Below are 17,369 nucleotides of genomic sequence, written 5' to 3' on the forward strand. Positions count from 1 at the left end.
GCATCACACCCGCACAAAAACTGAAGAGGGCTGCGTGAATTCTACCGTAGAGCCCCGTTAAAAACGGGAGGATTACCCCTGATGCGCAGACCGAAGACTTCTTTCCGGTTTGCGCGCGAGAGGTATCGTGAAGTCCGCTGGTACGCGCCTCCATGCCCGCGGTCCCGGCGGACGATATCACCGCATTGCGCCTTCCATGGAGAACAGAACGTCTTGCGGTTCGATCACTGTAGTCGGTGTTGGTTCTAACACGTCGTCACTCCGGCCAAGGCAGCCCGAGATAGACAGCACAACTACGGAATCCGTCACAGCCGAGATAACCACGTCGACCATGGCCAAGCGAGTTCACTCGGCTTGGTCGAGACCCGACCGCGCGGGTGATGTCACGGTCGGGTGTCGTGGCATTATTTCTTTTTCTGCTTTTTGAGGAACGCGGCATGGTATTCGTCCGCCATCTTGCGGAGCGAGCGTCCGATGGACGCGTATTCGAACTCGTTCAGGTTCGCCAGCGATGCGCGACCGGAGGGGTGCTGGGTACCGAAGCCCCTGCCCGGAAGCAGGACGATTCCCGTTTCGTCGGCTATCCGGAACAGCAGTTCGTTGGCAGAGAATTCCTTCTTCACCCAAGCAGCAAAGTCTTCGCCGTAAAGCTGGAGCGAAATCTTTTCGAGGTCGAGAAGCGTGTAGTAGTCGACGGAGTTTTCGTTATCGGGCATCTCTATGCCCAACTCGGTGTAAAGCGCCGCCTGCCTGCGCCTGATGACGCGTTTGAGCGTGGCTTTGTAACTATCGTGTTCGTCCATCAGCGCAAACAGCGAGAACAGGACCATCTGGACCTGCTGGGGCGTGGAAAGACCGGCGGTGTGGTTCAGTGCGACGGTGCGGCTGTCGGCGACCAGGCGGTCGATGAACTTAAGCGCGGAGACGTCCGTGACGATCGAAGAGTAGCGTTTTTCGAGGGCGGACGTCGCATCGCTTGGCAGTTTCGATATCGCCTTGTCGAGGACGTTGTTGTGGTGCAGGGCGACCGTTCCGAGCCGCCATCCCGTCGCGCCGAAGTATTTGGAGTAGGAGTAAACGAGGATTGTGTTGTTCGGGCATATCGCGAAGAGCGATTTGAAATCGTCTGCAAATGTCCCGTAGACATCGTCCGTGAGGATCATCAGGTCCGGCCGGTCGTTTTTCACGATATCGGCAATCTTCTGCAGGCTTCGCTCGTCCAGCTTCACGGACGGAGGATTGCTGGGGTTGATGCAGAAGAAAATCTTGATCGTCGGGTCCTTGAGCTTGTCGAGTTCGGCGTCCGGGTACTGCCAGCCGGCCTCCGGATCGGCGTTGATCGCCACTTCCTCGAGAGCGTAGGCAGCAAGCTCCGGGATTTCGATGTATGGCGTAAAGACCGGCATGCCGATGGCGACCTTGTCGCCTTTCTTCACGAGATGGTTTTTCTTCAAGGTGTCGAACACGTAGGTCATCGCCGCAGTGCCGCCTTCCGTCGCGAACACGTCGACGTCCTTGGCGGAGATGTGTCCGCCCACCATTTCCTTCATCAGGTACTGGCGGACGATGTCCTCGCTGATGCGCAGCATCCGAGGGGGTACGGGGTAATTGCACCCAAGGATGCCTTCGACCATTTCGTGGAGGAAGTCGGATGCCGAAAGCCCGAGCTGGTCGCGCACGTAGCTGATGGCGCGCCGCAGGAAGTCCACGCCCTCCTGATCGCGGTTGTCCGCGATGAAGCGTTCGAAGCGCGCCTCGATCCCCTCGATGCGCGGCAGACCACCGACGCCTTGCTGCATGTAGGAGAACGAGAGTTCCGACTCGGTGGCGGCAAACAGGCCGAGCCTGAAGAAGCCGCGCCGGGGCAAGGTTGCGAGGAAGTTGGGATTACCGCGTCCGGCGTTCAGCATGACCACGTCGGTCTTGGTCGATGCCAGCTTGATGAGTTCGTCCTTCAGTTCGAACGGGCTGAGTTTGGCGAACTGGCTGTAGTCGGTCATTGCATTTCTCCGATCTTTTATACGAACGCGACAATGAGCGGCCCCAGCAAAGTCAGGAACACGTTGGCCAGGGCGTAGGTGATGGCAAAGGACGTGGTCGGCACGGAATTCCCGGCCTTGTCCAGGATTTCGCCGAACGCCGGGTTTGCGCTGCGCGATCCCGTCAACGCCCCCGCGAACACGGCGACATTGTCGTACCGCAGGATGTAGCGGCCGACGAGCATGGTGATGATCAGCGGCAGGATCGTGACCACAACACCCGCCGCGAATATGGAAAGTCCGCTCTGCATGATAGTCTGCACGGCCTGCTGGCCGGACTGGAGGCCGACCACTGCCACGAAGCCCGCAAGCCCCAAGTCCCGAAGCAAGGTCGAGGCGGCTGTCGGCATGTTCCCGAGCGTCATGTTTCGGCTTCGATACCACCCGAACACGAGACCGGCCATGAGCGCGCCACCGCCTGACCCGAGTGTCAGCGGGATCGAGCCGATGCGCAGGACGGCAAGCCCGACGAGCAACCCGACTGCGACACCCAGTCCGTGAAAGACAAAGTCGGTCTTGTCGCTTGGAACAATTGCAGGGCCGACACGGGACGCCAGACGTTGGAGGTCTTCCTGGACACCATGTACGGTGACGATATCTCCCGCCTTGATGACGGTGTCGTTGGTGATGTCCAGTTTGCTACCGCCTCGCGTGACGGCAAGGACATAGATTCCATGCCGCAGCTCACCACTGACGGCGAGTATCTGGGCGACGGTTTGATCCACGAACTCCTTGCCGCGCACAGAGATATCGCGCGTCGTAACGACAAGCTCCAGCCCCTCGGCGCCGATCACCTCTGCACCAAGCTGGTCTTCCAGGCCAACGATACCGGATCGGCGTCCTACGATAAGGACGAGATCGTCGGCTTGAAGCGTTGTCCCGGCTTCGACGCCGATAATCTTGCCACCGCGCTTGATGCGTTCGATCGTGGCGGCTCCGCCCGTCGCGAGCGATTCCGCCTCGCTTACCGACTTTCCAGCCGCTTTCCCGATACGGTACACGCGCCCGACCAGTTCGGGCAATGCGGGCGCTTCCCCGACGCCGTAGACATGCGCGCCCTTGAGCATCTCCGCCTCCGCCTTGAGGGCGTCGTCGCGGATGGAGCGCTTCATGAACCACGGAAGAATGTTGACGCACACGATGATCGCGCCGAAAGAGCCGAAAATATATGTAACGGCATATCCGATCGCCACATTCGCCTGGAGGCGCTGTGCCTCGTCCGCCGCCAGCCCCAGCTTTTCGATTGCGGAGCCTGCCGTGCCTATGATCGCCGACTGCGTAAGGCCGCCTGCCGCGATGCCCGCCGCAATGCCCTTGTCCAGCCCCATGATCTTCGCGAGCACGACGACGGTGGCCAGGCCGCTGATGGCGAGGACCGCAGCCATCACTATCTCGCGAATCGATTGCCTGCCGAGCGACCGGAAGAACTGCGGCCCGCTTTCGAAGCCGACGGCGTAGATGAAGAGTGCGAACAGGACCGCCTTGATGCCGTTGTCGATCTGTATCCCGACCTGGCTGATCAGAACCGCCGCGAGAAGTGATCCGGCAACGCCGCCGAGCTGGAATTTTCCGAACTGGAATTTACCGACCCAGTATCCGACGGCCAATGAAAGGAACAAGGCGATTTCTGGTGATTGGCGAAATATATCGGCGAGGAAGGCCATTCGGTTTCCTTTCGATAGGACTGCCAGCAAAGGCGGTCCCCAACGCAGCGAAAACACAATTAGGCAAACTATTTCAATTCTGTCTAGCGGCGATCGCCATCTTCTCACCGCCAGGTTGCCACCATTGGTTTACAAATTTACAACGTTCCAAAATGACAAATTGAGATGTGGCACCGTGTGCCGCGTGATACCATTGCCAATGGCATTCATCGGCCAGTCTGAACCGCGAGAGGTTTGAAATCCGAAGGATACTTCGCGACAGCGCGTGACTCTAAACCAGCCGGCGTTGATAGACATACCAGGCGCCAGCCGCGCTCATCGCGGCGAGGGCATACCATGTCAGGGCGTAGACGAGGTGGCTGTTGCGGAATGTCACGACCGTCAGGCCGCCGATCGGCAGGCCGCCCGGATTGGGCGTTGCGTCCGCGTCGATGAAATAAGGGGCGGCATCGCTCAGGTCTTTCGCCGCGGCGATGGCGGCGACGTCGCGGGAAAACCAGCGGTCATTTGCCGGATCGTTGGAGCGCAGGAAGGCGCCGCCGGGCTCGGTGATGCGCAGGAGGCCGGTGACCGTGACAGGACCGGCGGCGATCTCACTTGCCAGACGGGCGGTGGGATCGCGGCGGTCCGCCGGCACGAAGCCGCGGTTGATCAGCACGGTCGCGTCGTCGGCAAGGCGCAGCGGCGTCAGCACCCAGAAGCCGGCGCCGCGTTCCGTCACGGCCTGCACCAGCACCGTCTTGTCGTGCTGGAAGAGGCCGGTGGCAGTGACGCGGCGGTATTCGTCTTTTTCCTGGTTGACGGCATCCCACGTCCCGCGGGCCGGCGCCGGCACGGGCTCGGCATGGATGCGGGCCTCCACGCGTTCGATAAGATCGAGCTTCCAGAGCAGCCGTTGCATCTGCCAGGTGCCGAGGGCTGCGAAGACCACGGCGAGCAGCAGCAAGGCGCCGGTCAGCACCCGGCGCGCGCCGCGGGAGGGCAACATTGCCCCCTCCTCTTCCCGTTGCCGTTCGATGGTCATCGTGGCCTGCCCTACCCCGTCAGGGCATGTTCTTCATCATCTCGTGGGTCATCGGCATCATGTTGGTGTTGAGGTGATGCATGACCCAGAGGGAGCCGGCGAGCGCGATGCCGACGATGACGAGGGTGAAGATCAGCGCCATCATGGTCCAGCCGCCTTCCGAGCGCGGGTTCATGTGCAGGAAGTAGACCATGTGCACGACGATCTGCACGACGGCGATGCCCATGACGAGGACGGCGGTGAGGAGCTTGCTGTCCAGCACGTCCGCCATGACCAGCCAGAACGGGATCGCCGTCAGGATGATCGAGAGGACGAAGCCTGTCATGTAGCCCTTGAAGGAGCCGTGGCCGGCCTCGTGTCCGTGGCTATGGGCGTGATGGGTGTCAGAAGCGCTTTCGTGGTGCGTGCTCATCCGAGGACCCCCAGCAGGTAGACGAAGGAAAAGACGCCGATCCAGATGACGTCCAGGAAGTGCCAGAACATCGACAGGCACATCAGCCGGCGGCGGTTCTCGGGATTGAGCCCGTATTTTTTCACCTGCACCATCAGCGTGATCAGCCAGATCATGCCGAAGGTGACGTGCAGGCCGTGCGTGCCGACCAGCGTGAAGAAGGACGACAGGAATGCCGAACGCGTCGGGCCTGCACCTTCGAGGATCAGGTGATAGAACTCATAGAGTTCCAGCCCCAGGAAGGCTGCGCCGAACACCCCGGTGATGCCGAGCCAGACCAGCGTTTCCATCTTGGCGTTGCGCTCCATCTGGAGCATTGCAAAGCCGTAGGTGATGGAGGAGAGCAGCAGCATCGCCGTGTTGATGGCGACGAGGTTGAGGTCGAAGAGATCGGCCGGCGACGGACCGGCCGCATAGTTGCGGCCGAGCACGCCGTGCGTGGCGAAGAGCACGGCGAAGATCAGGCAGTCGCTCATCAGGTAGAGCCAGAACCCCAGCATGGTGCTGTTTTCCGGGTGATGCTCTTCCGTCACGTAGAACTGCGGTTTTTCGTCGGTCTGGACTTGGGTCGCGCTCATGAGCTCAGGTCCGTTCTGCAAGCAATTTGGTGCGTGCGTCTTCAGTCGCCGTCACGGTCTCGGCGGGGATGAAGAAATCGCGGTTGTAGTTGAAGGTGTGGGCGATCGACACCGCGATGATGCCGATGAAGGACACGGCCGCCAGCCACCAGATGTACCAGATCAGCGCGAAGGCGAGCACGACGCTGAGACCCGAGAGGATGACACCGGTGCCGGTGTTCTTCGGCATATGTATCGGCTTGAAACCGGTCAGCGGGCGCTCATAGCCGCGGTTCTTCATGTCGTACCAGCCGTCATGGTCGTGCACGACGGGCGTGAAGGCGAAATTGTAGTCCGGTGGCGGCGAAGAGGTCGACCATTCCAGCGTGCGGCCGTCCCATGGATCGCCGCTGTCGCAGCGCAGCTGGTCGCGCTTCAGGAAGCTGACGACGAGCTGGATGACGAACGAGGCGATGCCGATCGCGATCAGGCCGGCGCCGAAGGCCGCGATGATGAACCATATCTGCAGGGACGGATCCTCGAACTGGCTGACGCGGCGAGTGACGCCCATCAGGCCGAGCACGTAGAGCGGCATGAAGGCGAAGAAGAAGCCGATCTGCCAGAACCAGAAGCTCATCTTGCCCCAGAACGCATCGAGCTTGTAGCCGAAGGCCTTCGGCCACCAGTAGACGAGGCCGGCCATCAGCCCGAACAGCACGCCGCCGATGATGACGTTGTGGAAATGGGCGATGAGGAACAGCGAATTGTGCAGCACGAAGTCGGCCGGCGGGATCGCGAGCATGACGCCCGTCATGCCGCCGATGACGAAGGTGATCATGAAGCCAATGGTCCACAGCATCGGCAGCTCGTAGCGGATACGGCCGCGATACATGGTGAACAGCCAGTTGAACATCTTCGCCCCCGTGGGGATCGAAATGATCATCGTGGTGATGCCGAAGAAGGCGTTGACCGAGGCGCCCGAGCCCATCGTGAAGAAGTGGTGAAGCCACACCAGATAGGACAGGATCATGATGACGCAGGTGGCATAGACCATCGAGGCATAGCCGAAGAGGCGCTTGCCGCAGAAGGTCGCCACCACCTCGGAGAAGATTCCGAAGGCCGGCAGCACGAGGATGTAGACCTCCGGATGGCCCCAGATCCAGATGAGGTTGATATACATCATCGGATTGCCACCAAGGTCATTGGTGAAGAAGTTGGTGCCGACATAGCGGTCGAGCGACAACAGCGCGAGCGTGGCCGTCAGGATCGGGAAGGTCGCGACGATCAGGATGTTGGTGCAGAGCGATGTCCAGGTGAAGATCGGCATCTTCATGAAGGTCATGCCGGGTGCACGCATCTTCACGATGGTGGCGATCAGGTTGATACCTGATAGCGTGGTTCCCACGCCCGCGACCTGCAGGCCCCAGATGTAGTAATCGACGCCGACGCCGGGACTGTAATCCACGCCGGACAGCGGCGGATAGGCGAGCCAGCCGGTGCGGGCGAATTCACCGACGAAGAGCGACATCATGATGATGATCGCGCCGCCCGTCGTCATCCAGAAGGAGAAATTGTTGAGGAACGGAAAGGAGACGTCGCGCGCGCCGATCTGCAACGGCACGACATAGTTCATGAAGCCGGTGACGAAGGGCATGGCCACGAAGAAGATCATGATCACGCCGTGCGCGGTAAAGATCTGGTCGTAGTGGTGCGGGTTGAGGTAGCCCTCGTTGCCGTTGAAGGCGATCGCCTGCTGGATGCGCATCATGATCGCATCGGCAAAGCCGCGCAAAAGCATGATGATCGCCAGGATGATGTACATGATGCCGATCTTCTTGTGATCGACGCTGGTGAACCACTCGTTCCAGAGATAGCCCCAGAGCTTGAACTTCGTGACCAGGCCAAGAAGCGCTATGCCGCCGAGCGCCACGACCGCGAAGGTCGCAACGAGAATCGGCTCGTGATAGGGGATCGCTTCGAGGGTAAGCCGACCGAAGATGAATTGCGTGAGGCTGATATCGCCGAACATGGGCTGTCCAATATCGTTTCGTGAGGGCATTGCGCACCCGCCGGACCGGCGAGTGCAGCGGCGTCCCATTACATCTTGTGCATGTCGTGGTTCATCGTGGCCGGCTCCTCCTGCTGGTCCTCGATGCCTTCGGCCGGCTCTTCGCTGCGCGCGGGGTTGCCGGTTTCCGGGAAGGTTGCGCCGGGTGCTGCTTCCTCGGTATGGCCACCGGCGCTATCCGCATGGCGGTTGTCGTGCTCGAGCTTCGCCTTGTTTTCGTGGCTCTCGAGACCGCCGCCGCCCATCATGTCGACATGCATCATTTCCTTCATGCACATCTGGCCGGCGCGCACGCACATGTTGAGCACAGCCTCATAGAGCCCGTCCTCGACGGAGGAGAAGTAGCGCACGGGCTCCTTGATGCTCGGCTTTTCGAGCTTCAGATAGGCGTCGCGATTGAGCATCGTGCCGCCCTGCTTCACCCGGGCGATCCATTGGTCGAAGCCCGCCTGATCCAGCCCGTGGAACTTGAAGCGCATGTGGGAGAAGCCGTCGCCGCTGTAGTTCGACGACAGCCCCTCATACTCGCCTTGCTTGTTGATGACGGCGTGCAGCTTCGTCTGCATGCCGGGCATCGTGTAGATCATGCCGGCAAGGGCGGGCACGTAGAAGGAGTTCATCACGGAGGATGCGGTGAGCTTGAAATTGATCGGCACGTCGACCGGTGCCGCCATCTCGTTGACCGTGGCGATGCCATAGTCCGGATAGAAGAACAGCCATTTCCAATCGAGCGCCACGACCTCGACAGTGATCGGCTTTACCGCGTCGGTGACGGGCCGCGCGGCGTCGATGCGATCGAGCGGTCGGTAGGGGTCGAGCTTGTGGGTACTGACCCAGGTAATGGCGCCGAGCGCGATGATAATGGCAAGCGGCGCCGACCAGATGATGACTTCAAGGCCAGTCGAATGGTGCCATTCGGGATCATATTTGGCGGCCGTGTTCGACTGGCGGTAATGCCAGGCGAAATACACCGTCAGCAGGATCACGGGGATGATGATGATCAGCATCAGGATCGTCGAGATGACGATCAGGTCCCGCTGCTGCGCGGCGATGTCGCCGGAGGGCGACATGACGACCATGTTGCACCCCGACAGCGTCAGGAGCATCAGCGGCAGGATGATCGATAGTCGGGCTAAACTGAAGGACGTGGGCATTGCGGCCTCAACTTGCGTTCTGTCTAGTCGGCATTACTCGGGCACGGCGGCGCTTGGAAATGAGGTGCTTCGTCGCAGCGCAGCATTCTGTCGCAGTGCGATAGGAAATTTATGACTGTTCGAGGCCACAAATTTGAACTAGCGCAATTCCATCGGTTGCCAAGCGGGTCAAGGGCCATTTGCGTCAGCATCTGAACCTGCATGGTGTTCGAACGTTCAAGCCAATTCTTGATATTGCACGCCGAATAGTCAACACTCGAAAGACATGGCGCACATCGCTCGGAGAAATTCATGAGTTCGGTCGCTAATCCATCGTCCTCCGGTCTCGAACGAGACGCCCGCCGCATGCATGACGACGACAAGCCGCTGTCGCCGGGCAGCGTCGCTATCGGCGTGGTGATCGGCCGGACCTCGGAGTTCTTCGACTTCTTTGTCTACGGCCTCGGTTCCATCCTGGTCTTCCCGAAGCTCATCTTCCCCTTCGCGCCCAATCCGGTCGCGGCAACGCTGATGTCGTTTGCGCTGTTTCCGCTGGCCTTCATCGCCCGCCCGATCGGCTCCTTCGTCTTCATGTGGATCGACCGCAACTATGGCCGCGGCACCAAGCTGACGGCCGCACTGGTCATCCTCGGCGGCTCGACCGCGTCGATCGCCTTCCTGCCGGGTTATGAGACGATCGGATATTGGGCCGTCGCGCTGCTCGCGCTCTTCCGATTAGGACAGGGCTTTGCACTAGGCGGCGCGTGGGATGGCCTCGCCTCGCTGCTGAATCTCAGCGCGCCGGAGAACCGCCGCGGCTGGTATGCGATGATCCCGCAGCTTGGCGCGCCGATCGGCTTTGCGCTCGCCAGCATTCTCTTCGGCTACATGGTGAGCAACCTATCCGAGGCCGATTTCCTCGCCTGGGGCTGGCGTTATCCGTTCTTCGTCGCTTTCGCGATCAACGTCGTGGCGCTCTTCGCGCGCCTGCGCATCGTTGCCAGCAAGGAGTTCGGCGCGGCGATGGAAGCGCAGGAACTCCAGGCGCGGCCGATCTTCGAGATGCTCAGCAAACACAGCATGGACGTCGTGCTCGGCGCCTTCGTGCCGCTCGCGAGCTTTGCTATGTTCCACCTCGTCACGATCTTCCCCCTGAGCTGGGTCACGCTCTTCGGGGGCCAGTCGGCGGCGCAGTTCCTCTGGGTGCAGGTCGCGGGCGCAGGCCTCGGCGCGGTCGGCATCGTGCTGTCCGGCTTCATCGCTGACCGCATCGGCCGGCGCAACGAGCTGATGCTCGGCGCCGTCCTGATCGGGATCTTCTCGTTCTCCGCGCCCTTCCTGCTCGATTCCGGCAGCAAGGGGCAGGATGCCTTCATCCTGATCGGCTTCTTCATCCTCGGCCTGACCTTCGGCCAGTCCTCGGGTGCCGTCTCGTCGCGCTTCACGCAGTACTATCGCTATACCGGCGCGGCACTGACCTCCGATCTCGCGTGGCTCCTCGGTGCCGGCTTTGCGCCGCTCGTGGCGCTCGGCCTCGCCAGCAGCTTCGGCATCATCTTCATCGGCGGCTACCTGATCTCCGGTGCGATCTGCACGATTGCGGCGCTGACGCTGACAAGGACGCTGGACCAGCACTAGAACGTCGGTTGGCGACAGGATCGCCGACTGACGGGCGCCGAGAGCGGCAATGATCAATCGGCGGGCCTTTGCAGCGCCGCGACGTGCATCGGGCAGCGCAAGGTGAAGCCGATCGCCTCATAGAGCGCGATAGCGGCGATGTTGCTGGCATAGGCGTGCAGGTAGGGCTGGTCCCCGCCCTCGATGATTCGAGCGGCCACATACAGCGAGAGGCGGCGGGCATAGCCCCTGCCCCGATGGTCGGGATGGGTGCAAACCCCGCTCAATTCCGTATAGCCCGGCTGTTTCATGCGCTCGCCGGCCATGGCAACGAGACGACCGCCCTCGCGCACGCCCCAGAAGCGCCCGAGTTCCTGGGACCGCAGGGAAAACGGTCCGGGCTTCGTCAAGGTCGCAAGCGCCAGCATCTCCTCGGCATCGGCTATCCCTAGCGGAACGATAGCATCGTCCTGCAGCGGGGAAGGAACGGCAGCCGCGATCATCTGAACGGCCGGCGCGGTCGTCAGCACCTCGAAACCAGCCGGCGCGACAATCGGGTCGGCCTGGAGGAAGAGCAAGGTCTCACCCGGGCGTGCCAGTTCGGCGAGGTCGGCAAGGGCCTGTGGGTCGTCACTCTCCGCGGCCGCGAACGGCAGGATGCCGGGCTGATAGCGGCGGGCGTGACCGGCCCCGTCGGCGAGTGCTGCATGTCGGGTGGCGAGCGCACTCCAGATCGGTCTGTCGAGAAGCATGGTCATGGCTGCTGTCCTTCCAGTGCCCGGGCGCGGCGATCGAGCGGCGCCTCGGCAAGGGCGTCTTCCAGTTGATCGAGTTTGTCTATCAGGCTGCCGTCGAGCGGATCGCAAACGCTCCGGACGGCCGCTTCGATGAGCGGCCAGATATCCCGTTTCGAGCGGGCGATCAGTGCCTGCCCCTCCTCCGTCAGCACCAGGCGCCGGATGCGCTGGTCGCCAGCCTCCTTGCGCGCTGTCAGGTATCCCGCTTCGGCAAGGAGGCCGGCCATCCGGGTCACGCCCGGCTGGGTTATGCCAAGCGTCTCCGCCAGTTCCCCCACAGAAAGCGGACCGAGACGGTCGATTGCGGCGAGAAGCGGATACTGGCCCGCCTGCAGCGGCGCATCCAAGCGCTCCATGATGCGCTGCGTTTCCGCCTGCACCTGTTCGCCGAGGCGGCGCAGCCGGGTGCCCAGACACAGGTAGCCCAGTGCACGAACGATATCTTCTGCCATATTATATGTTCCACGTTATATAACGCGTTATATTTATCGACGCGTGGCTTGTCAAGAATCACTGGGGCCTTGGCCAACAAGACGGGCTGCCGCGCATGGCCGGCAGCGATGAACGAAGCGGGGCCGTCCAAGCCGCTCAAACCCGATGCGGCGCCGCAGCTATCCCGCCAATCCGAAGGCCGCCCGCAAGGTTGCCTCGCTTTCGCGGGCAAAACGCAGCGCCATCATGCGGCCGCGCCTGTCGTCGCGCGGCGGCAAGGGGTCGGCGAGACGCTCCGCCACCCGGTCGGCCGTCGTCGCAACATGCAGGATGTTTTCCACGATACAGAGACGATGCGCCAGCGAGCCGTAGCGCACGACAACCGGAATGCCCAGCTGCGCTGCGCGCCCGAGAATTCCGGAGGCATGATCGCCAGCGGGCGGATAAAGGCACCAGACCGCATCGCTCGCCGCGTAAGCCCCCAGCAGTTCGCAGTCGGAAACAGCACGATCGACCGCCACACCGCCCGCCTCGCAGAAGGCGGCCGCGTAATCCGCAACGCTTGGCGCGACCTTGCCGCAGGCGATGAACTGGAAGCGCCGGCGCAGGTCGCATGAGCGCGTATAGGTGTCGGCGAAGAGATCGAAGCCCTTGCGGCGGCTCTGCGTCCCGATTGCCGTTACCACGCCACATTCGGGCGGATGACGCTCGCGACGCAGGGTGTTGACCGCATCGCGCTCTTCACCGGTGAGGTCCCAAAGCTGGAAATCATAGATCCAGCCGCTGGCAATGCTTGAAAAGGCTGGAAAAACGCTGAAGGGAACGATCGTCAGCGTCTGGCAGCGGGGCAAGCGCTTGAGCCATTGCAAGGCGAGCCTCTTGCAACGCTCAAGCGGTCGGGGGGAGATGACCAGAGGCATCGGACAGAGCAACAAACCGACGGTGCGCCGGCCGGTCAGCGCCCGCAACAGACTGGTCACCAGATAGAGGAGGAACGCCTCCTCTATCATCAGAAACAAAACCGGCGACCGGGAGAACAGGAGATCACGAACGCGCGCGCGCCGCGCACCGAACGACCGCTCCATCATCCGCAGATAGGCTGGGCGTCGACCGGTTTGACGCCGCGAGTAAACAAGCGGGCGCCCGGTGGAGCCGAGGGCATCCGCCCCTTTTGCCGGCTCGCCCGTCCGGGGGGCGGACTTGACGTGTGTTTCAAGCCGCAGGTCCGAGCGCACAGCCGGACCCATTGCGGCCGGCATATCCGAGCCCGCCTGCATGATATTCTCCCGAAAATCACTGCAAAACCGCTTTCGGGCCGTCCGAGCCCGAAAACAAAAACGCTCAAGCCAGGCTGCTTGCCTTGGGCCTGCTATCATTCAGCGTCAAAGCCGCGCAGGCGAACTGCACCACCAAGACACAACCTTATCGTTAATAATTTTACTCTAACTTGCTATTGTCAAATTTCAAGGCGGATTTCACAACCATAGAGAATTGTCCGCGTGTGCCGCGCTGGAGCAGTGCCGCAAGATCTGGCCGGCAGATACAGGTTTCCCATCCTTCCCGCCCTTTGCTTGCCGCGGGGCGCCCGAGCGTCCATAAGACAAAGGAAAGCACCGGTCGCGCCCAGGACGCAGGATGAACCTCAAGGAATTTGCCACCCTCATCGGCCTGTCCCAGACGACGGTGAGCCGCGCGATGAGCGGCTATCCGGAGGTGAAGGCGGAGACGCGGGCGCGCGTGCTGGAGGCGGCCGAGCGGCTCGGTTATCGGCCGAACATCAGCGCGCAACGGCTTGCAACTGGAAGGGCCGGCGCCATCGGTATCGTCTTTCAGGGTGGGGGGCGCTTCGGGCCGCATTCCAGCGAATTCATGGGCGGACTTTCGACATCGCTTCAACAGGATGGCATCGACATCCTTGTCTCCACCGTCGAGACCCTGGAAGACGAAGAAGCCGCCTATCGTGGATTTGCCGCAAGCAAACGGGTGGACGCGGTTATCTTGCACACGCCGGCCTGCGCGGACCCGCGCATCGCATTGTTGCAGTCGCTGGATCTGCCCTTCATCGTTCACGGGCGCAGCGAAGCGTCAAAACCCTTCGCCTTCCTCGACATTGACAATTTCGGCGCCATCGAGACGGCAATCCGGCATCTTGTCGACCACGGCCATCGCCGCATCGCGCTGATCAACGGAGACAAGGTCAGTACCTATGCCCGCGATCGGGACAACGGCTACCGCTCGACGCTGCAAGTGCGCGGTATCACGGTCGAACCCGCGCTGATCGGCCAGGGCGAATTCACCGACGAAACCGGCTTCCGCCTGATGCAAGCCTTCCTCGCCCTCCCCGCCCCGCCGACGGCCGTGATCGCCGGTTCGATGATGTCAGCGCTTGGCGCGATGCGGGCGATCCGCGTTGCAGGCCTCCGGCTTGGTCACGACGTCTCGCTTATCGCGCATGACGACGTCTTTCCCTATCTCAGCCCTGAAAACCTCGTGCCGTCCGTTACCACGACGCAATCCTCGATCCGCGCGGCAGGCGAGCGGATCGGTGAAATGACGTTGCGGCTCCTGCAAGGCGAACTGCCTGACGCCTTGCAGGAGGTTTGGGAGGTCGATTTCGTCATGCGCGGTTCAACAGGCCCCGCTCCGGCCTAAACCGTCAGCTCCCGTCGCTCCCTCTCAGTCTCGATGGCGAGATCGAGGATCTTCTGAAGTTCGGCAGCGTGGCGGAAACCCGGCTCGACCTGCTCACCGGCCGTCACTGCCGCTGCAAAGCGCTGGTAGTTGGTCGGCACCGTGCCGGCCTCAATATCCCGCCAAACGGCCTTTTCGACATCCTCGCCGAGGCAGCCGCGGAGGCTCGAGCCCTCCGTCGAATGGACCACCTCCAGCGCGCCTCTCTCGCCATGCATGCGCAGGCGCAGTTCGTTGAGATGGCCGGTTGCCCAGCGGCTCGAATGGATGACGCCGAGCGCGCCATTGGCGAAGTCGACCGTCATCGCGAAGCTGTCATTGGCGTCGAGATCATATTCGCCGATCCGGTTGTCCGGCGCCTTGTCGAAGGCTTTCAGCCGCGCGAAGACGTGCTCCACATCGCTTGCTGCACCGTAGCTGGCAAAGTCGAGAATATGGATGCCGACGTCGCCGAGCACGCCGTTCGAGCCGTGTTTGGTGGAAAGGCGCCATAGCCACTGGCTTTCGGTCGCCCAGTTGCCCCAGGCCTTGGAGACGAGCCAGCTCTGCAGATAGGACGCCTCGACGTGGCGCACCCGACCGATCTCGCCGGCAAGCACCATGTCGCGCGCCTTCTGCAAGGGCGCGACATTGCGATAGGTGAGGTTGACCATGGTGACGAGGCTGGATGCTTCAGCCGCCCGCGCCATCTCATCCGCCTTGGCGTAGTTTTCCGCCAGGGGCTTTTCGCACATGACGTGTTTGCCCGCGGCAAGCAGCGCGAGCGTCGTCGGATGATGCGCGCGGTCGGGCGTCACGTTGGTGGCCGCATCGAAACCACCCCAGGCGATGGCGTCCTCCAGCGAGGTGAAGACGTTCGGGATGCCGTGCTGATCGGCAAAGGCTTTTGCGCGCAACGGGTCTACGTCGACGGCGCCCACCAGCTCGACCCCTTCGATCGCCGCGAAATGTTCGGCATGATTGTTGGCCATGCCGCCGGTTCCAAGAATGAGAAGACGCATGGCAGGCCTCAGCGGTAACCGGCTTCGCCGACTTCATGCAATTTTGGACCCCGCTCCTCGATCGGCTCGAGTGCCTGTTCGACCGGCACGTTCGGCGCATCGTGAATGGCGGCGTAGGTGCCCTGCGGGTTGAAGGCCCATTTCACGCCGTTGGCGAGGACCTTCTGGACGGTGGCGTCATGATAGGTCGGATAGGTCTCGTGGCCCGGGCGGAAGTAGAAGATGTTGCCGGCACCGCGGCGCCAGGTCATGCCCGAGCGGAACACCTCGCCGCCGGCAAACCAAGAGATGAACACCGTTTCCAACGGCTCCGGCACGGAGAACTGCTCGCCGTACATTTCCTCGTTTTCCAGCACGAAGTTCTCGCCGAGCCCTTCGGCAATCGGGTGGCGCGGGTTGATCACCCAGAGACGCTCGCGCTCGCCGGCCTCACGCCATTTCAGCGCGCAGGGCGTGCCCATGAGGCGCTTGAAGATCTTGGAAAAGTGGCCGGAATGCAGGACGAGGAGGCCCATACCCTCCCAGACACGCTTGGCGACACGCTCGACCACCTCGTCGCTGACGGCGCCGTGATCCTTGTGGCCCCACCAGACGAGCACGTCCGTCTCGGCAAGGCGCGGCTCGGTCAGGCCGTGTTCCGGCTCCTGCAGGGTCGCGATGCTGGCCTTGATCGAAGGATCGCTATTGAGCGCATCAGCGATCGTGTTGTGCATGCCGCGCGGATAGATCGAGCGCACGATCTCGTTCGTCTGCTCGTGGATGTTCTCACCCCATACGATGGTGCGTATTGCCATGTGCCATTCCTCTAAAGCCGTAAATTGAAACCGCTTTCAATTCGACGGAATCGATAGAACCAGACCCGCTTTTTGGCAAGCGGGGGGCCGCTCGATTCCGGCTCCCTATCAGTGGAATGTCGATTTGGAGAAAAGGTTCAGCACAAGAACGCCGGCAATAATCATGCCAAGGCCGATCATGGCGGCCAGATCGAGCTTCTGGCCGAAGGCGAAATAGCCGACGAGCGAGATCAGCACGATGCCGAGTCCACTCCAGATCGCATAGGCGATGCCGACCGGCACGTAGCGCAGGCTCCACGACAGGAAGAAGAAGGCGATGGCATAGCAGACGACCATCGTGATGGTCGGCACGACGCGCGTGAAATGCTGGGCGGCCTGCATGGCCGAGGTGCCGAGAACCTCGAAAACGATGGCGACGACGAGAACGGCATAGACGGTGGTGAGGTTCATGGCAGTGCTCCGGCGCATGACGGCGCCACTTGTAACGAGATCAGGACCGCGACAATGTCAGCAGCCGCTCCAGCATGGCGGCACGCTCGTCGGAATCCATGGTCGGCGAGCCGAGCAGGTCGGCCAACCAAAGGCCATCCACGGCATAGCGCACGAGCATCGCTTCAGGTGACGAATCCGTGCCGACATTTTCGGCAAGGTATCGCTCCACCCATTGTCGCCAGCGTTCGCGCAGATGCGGCTCCGAAATCAGCGCGATGGTCAAAACCTTCCACTGCTCGCCATCCTCGATGCCGTGCGGCTGGAAAAAGACCGAGACATAGGCGCGGGTGAAGCGCCCCTTCGGTTCTGCGTCGTCTCGCATCCTCTCGGCAATCGCCCGGTCGAGCTTTTCCGTGAGGTCACCGAACAGGCCATCGAGCAGCGACAGCTTGTTGGGAAAATGGTGCAGCAGGCCGCCCTTGCTGACGCCCGCCGCCTGCGACACCGCGTCGAGCGTGACGCTGGCAGGCCCTTTCTCCAGCGACAGCTTCGCCGCAACCTCCAGCAATTGCTGGCGGACGGCTTCGGGGTGTTTCTTGCGGTGATGTGCCTTGCTCATGACTAAACATACCGTCTGGACGGTTTCCTGTCAATCTGGTGCGCAAGCAG

The 17,369-nt window shown here is 61.9% G+C and carries 16 protein-coding genes; 2 read left to right on the forward strand and 14 right to left on the reverse strand.

All coding sequences use genetic code 11. The features are described from left to right. Window positions 1-404 precede the first annotated feature (404 nt). The 7 genes from AC1RT2_RS31450 to cyoA form a co-directional block, all read right to left on the reverse strand. Entirely contained in the window at window positions 405-2,000 is a 1,596-nt protein-coding gene (locus tag AC1RT2_RS31450; protein WP_493108371.1) for a bifunctional aspartate transaminase/aspartate 4-decarboxylase, read from the reverse strand. A gap of 17 nt (window positions 2,001-2,017) precedes the next feature. Continuing rightward, the gene (gene aspT / locus AC1RT2_RS31455) at window positions 2,018-3,703 is read right to left on the reverse strand and encodes an aspartate-alanine antiporter (protein WP_493108373.1); all 1,686 of its coding nucleotides are present in this window, start codon (window positions 3,701-3,703) and stop codon (window positions 2,018-2,020) included. A 271-nt stretch (window positions 3,704-3,974) separates the two neighbouring features. Continuing rightward, the gene (locus AC1RT2_RS31460; RefSeq protein WP_493108375.1) at window positions 3,975-4,691 is read right to left on the reverse strand and encodes an SURF1 family protein; all 717 of its coding nucleotides are present in this window, start codon (window positions 4,689-4,691) and stop codon (window positions 3,975-3,977) included. A gap of 55 nt (window positions 4,692-4,746) precedes the next feature. Then, entirely contained in the window at window positions 4,747-5,139 is a 393-nt protein-coding gene (gene cyoD, locus AC1RT2_RS31465; RefSeq protein ID WP_493108377.1) for a cytochrome o ubiquinol oxidase subunit IV, read from the reverse strand. After that, entirely contained in the window at window positions 5,136-5,756 is a 621-nt protein-coding gene (gene cyoC / locus AC1RT2_RS31470; protein ID WP_444796674.1) for a cytochrome o ubiquinol oxidase subunit III, read from the reverse strand. Before cyoC ends, cyoD begins: the two co-directional genes overlap by 4 nt. Window positions 5,757-5,760: 4 nt before the next feature. Then, the gene (cyoB, locus tag AC1RT2_RS31475) at window positions 5,761-7,764 is read right to left on the reverse strand and encodes a cytochrome o ubiquinol oxidase subunit I (RefSeq protein WP_493108379.1); all 2,004 of its coding nucleotides are present in this window, start codon (window positions 7,762-7,764) and stop codon (window positions 5,761-5,763) included. A gap of 68 nt (window positions 7,765-7,832) precedes the next feature. Beyond that, window positions 7,833-8,957, reverse strand: a complete 1,125-nt coding sequence (gene cyoA / locus AC1RT2_RS31480) for a ubiquinol oxidase subunit II (RefSeq protein WP_493108381.1) — start codon at window positions 8,955-8,957, stop codon at window positions 7,833-7,835. A 291-nt stretch (window positions 8,958-9,248) separates the two neighbouring features. On the opposite strand from cyoA, the gene AC1RT2_RS31485 reads away from it, so the two are divergent. Then, a complete protein-coding gene (locus AC1RT2_RS31485; protein WP_493108383.1) occupies window positions 9,249-10,574 on the forward strand; it encodes an MFS transporter in 1,326 nt (441 codons plus the stop codon). 53 nt (window positions 10,575-10,627) lie between these two features. Here AC1RT2_RS31485 and AC1RT2_RS31490 read toward each other — a convergent pair whose 3' ends face one another. The 3 genes from AC1RT2_RS31490 to AC1RT2_RS31500 form a co-directional block, all read right to left on the reverse strand. Next, window positions 10,628-11,311, reverse strand: a complete 684-nt coding sequence (locus AC1RT2_RS31490; protein WP_493108385.1) for a GNAT family N-acetyltransferase — start codon at window positions 11,309-11,311, stop codon at window positions 10,628-10,630. Further along, window positions 11,308-11,802, reverse strand: coding sequence for a MarR family winged helix-turn-helix transcriptional regulator (locus AC1RT2_RS31495; protein WP_493108387.1), 495 nt, complete (start codon window positions 11,800-11,802; stop codon window positions 11,308-11,310). The genes AC1RT2_RS31490 and AC1RT2_RS31495 overlap by 4 nt, the downstream gene beginning before the upstream one ends. Before the next feature lie 159 nt (window positions 11,803-11,961). Next, window positions 11,962-13,059, reverse strand: a complete 1,098-nt coding sequence (locus AC1RT2_RS31500; RefSeq protein WP_493108389.1) for a hypothetical protein — start codon at window positions 13,057-13,059, stop codon at window positions 11,962-11,964. 358 nt (window positions 13,060-13,417) lie between these two features. Here AC1RT2_RS31500 and AC1RT2_RS31505 point away from each other — a divergent pair, with 358 nt between their 5' ends. Next, window positions 13,418-14,434, forward strand: a complete 1,017-nt coding sequence (locus tag AC1RT2_RS31505) for a LacI family DNA-binding transcriptional regulator (protein WP_493108391.1) — start codon at window positions 13,418-13,420, stop codon at window positions 14,432-14,434. Here AC1RT2_RS31505 and AC1RT2_RS31510 read toward each other — a convergent pair. The 4 genes from AC1RT2_RS31510 to AC1RT2_RS31525 form a co-directional block, all read right to left on the reverse strand. Then, complete coding sequence (locus AC1RT2_RS31510) at window positions 14,431-15,474, reverse strand: Gfo/Idh/MocA family protein (RefSeq protein WP_493108393.1); 1,044 nt, start codon at window positions 15,472-15,474, stop codon at window positions 14,431-14,433. The two genes, AC1RT2_RS31505 and AC1RT2_RS31510, sit on opposite strands and share 4 nt — an antisense overlap. Window positions 15,475-15,482: 8 nt before the next feature. After that, entirely contained in the window at window positions 15,483-16,268 is a 786-nt protein-coding gene (locus AC1RT2_RS31515; protein ID WP_493108395.1) for a ThuA domain-containing protein, read from the reverse strand. Between the two features lie 108 nt (window positions 16,269-16,376). Next, complete coding sequence (locus AC1RT2_RS31520; RefSeq protein ID WP_493108397.1) at window positions 16,377-16,718, reverse strand: DMT family transporter; 342 nt, start codon at window positions 16,716-16,718, stop codon at window positions 16,377-16,379. 40 nt (window positions 16,719-16,758) lie between these two features. Next, window positions 16,759-17,319 (reverse strand): TetR/AcrR family transcriptional regulator, encoded by a 561-nt coding sequence (locus AC1RT2_RS31525; RefSeq protein ID WP_069057916.1) that lies wholly within the window; start codon window positions 17,317-17,319, stop codon window positions 16,759-16,761. Window positions 17,320-17,369 lie beyond the last annotated feature (50 nt).

This window comes from Shinella sp. GW821-FHT11G07 (assembly GCF_058808115.1).

What these genes read in the sequence shown, in the direction of transcription:
- AC1RT2_RS31485 (WP_493108383.1), top strand. Translation starts at nt 9,249, where the DNA reads ATGAGTTCGGTCGCTAATCCATCGTCCTCCGGTCTCGAACGAGACGCC.
- AC1RT2_RS31525 (WP_069057916.1), bottom strand. Translation starts at nt 17,319, where the DNA reads ATGAGCAAGGCACATCACCGCAAGAAACACCCCGAAGCCGTCCGCCAG.
- AC1RT2_RS31495 (WP_493108387.1), bottom strand. Translation starts at nt 11,802, where the DNA reads ATGGCAGAAGATATCGTTCGTGCACTGGGCTACCTGTGTCTGGGCACC.
- AC1RT2_RS31490 (WP_493108385.1), bottom strand. Translation starts at nt 11,311, where the DNA reads ATGACCATGCTTCTCGACAGACCGATCTGGAGTGCGCTCGCCACCCGA.
- AC1RT2_RS31515 (WP_493108395.1), bottom strand. Translation starts at nt 16,268, where the DNA reads ATGGCAATACGCACCATCGTATGGGGTGAGAACATCCACGAGCAGACG.
- AC1RT2_RS31510 (WP_493108393.1), bottom strand. Translation starts at nt 15,474, where the DNA reads ATGCGTCTTCTCATTCTTGGAACCGGCGGCATGGCCAACAATCATGCC.
- AC1RT2_RS31500 (WP_493108389.1), bottom strand. Translation starts at nt 13,059, where the DNA reads ATGCAGGCGGGCTCGGATATGCCGGCCGCAATGGGTCCGGCTGTGCGC.
- cyoD (WP_493108377.1), bottom strand. Translation starts at nt 5,139, where the DNA reads ATGAGCACGCACCACGAAAGCGCTTCTGACACCCATCACGCCCATAGC.
- cyoC (WP_444796674.1), bottom strand. Translation starts at nt 5,756, where the DNA reads ATGAGCGCGACCCAAGTCCAGACCGACGAAAAACCGCAGTTCTACGTG.
- cyoA (WP_493108381.1), bottom strand. Translation starts at nt 8,957, where the DNA reads ATGCCCACGTCCTTCAGTTTAGCCCGACTATCGATCATCCTGCCGCTG.
- aspT (WP_493108373.1), bottom strand. Translation starts at nt 3,703, where the DNA reads ATGGCCTTCCTCGCCGATATATTTCGCCAATCACCAGAAATCGCCTTG.
- AC1RT2_RS31460 (WP_493108375.1), bottom strand. Translation starts at nt 4,691, where the DNA reads ATGTTGCCCTCCCGCGGCGCGCGCCGGGTGCTGACCGGCGCCTTGCTG.
- AC1RT2_RS31520 (WP_493108397.1), bottom strand. Translation starts at nt 16,718, where the DNA reads ATGAACCTCACCACCGTCTATGCCGTTCTCGTCGTCGCCATCGTTTTC.
- AC1RT2_RS31505 (WP_493108391.1), top strand. Translation starts at nt 13,418, where the DNA reads ATGAACCTCAAGGAATTTGCCACCCTCATCGGCCTGTCCCAGACGACG.
- AC1RT2_RS31450 (WP_493108371.1), bottom strand. Translation starts at nt 2,000, where the DNA reads ATGACCGACTACAGCCAGTTCGCCAAACTCAGCCCGTTCGAACTGAAG.
- cyoB (WP_493108379.1), bottom strand. Translation starts at nt 7,764, where the DNA reads ATGTTCGGCGATATCAGCCTCACGCAATTCATCTTCGGTCGGCTTACC.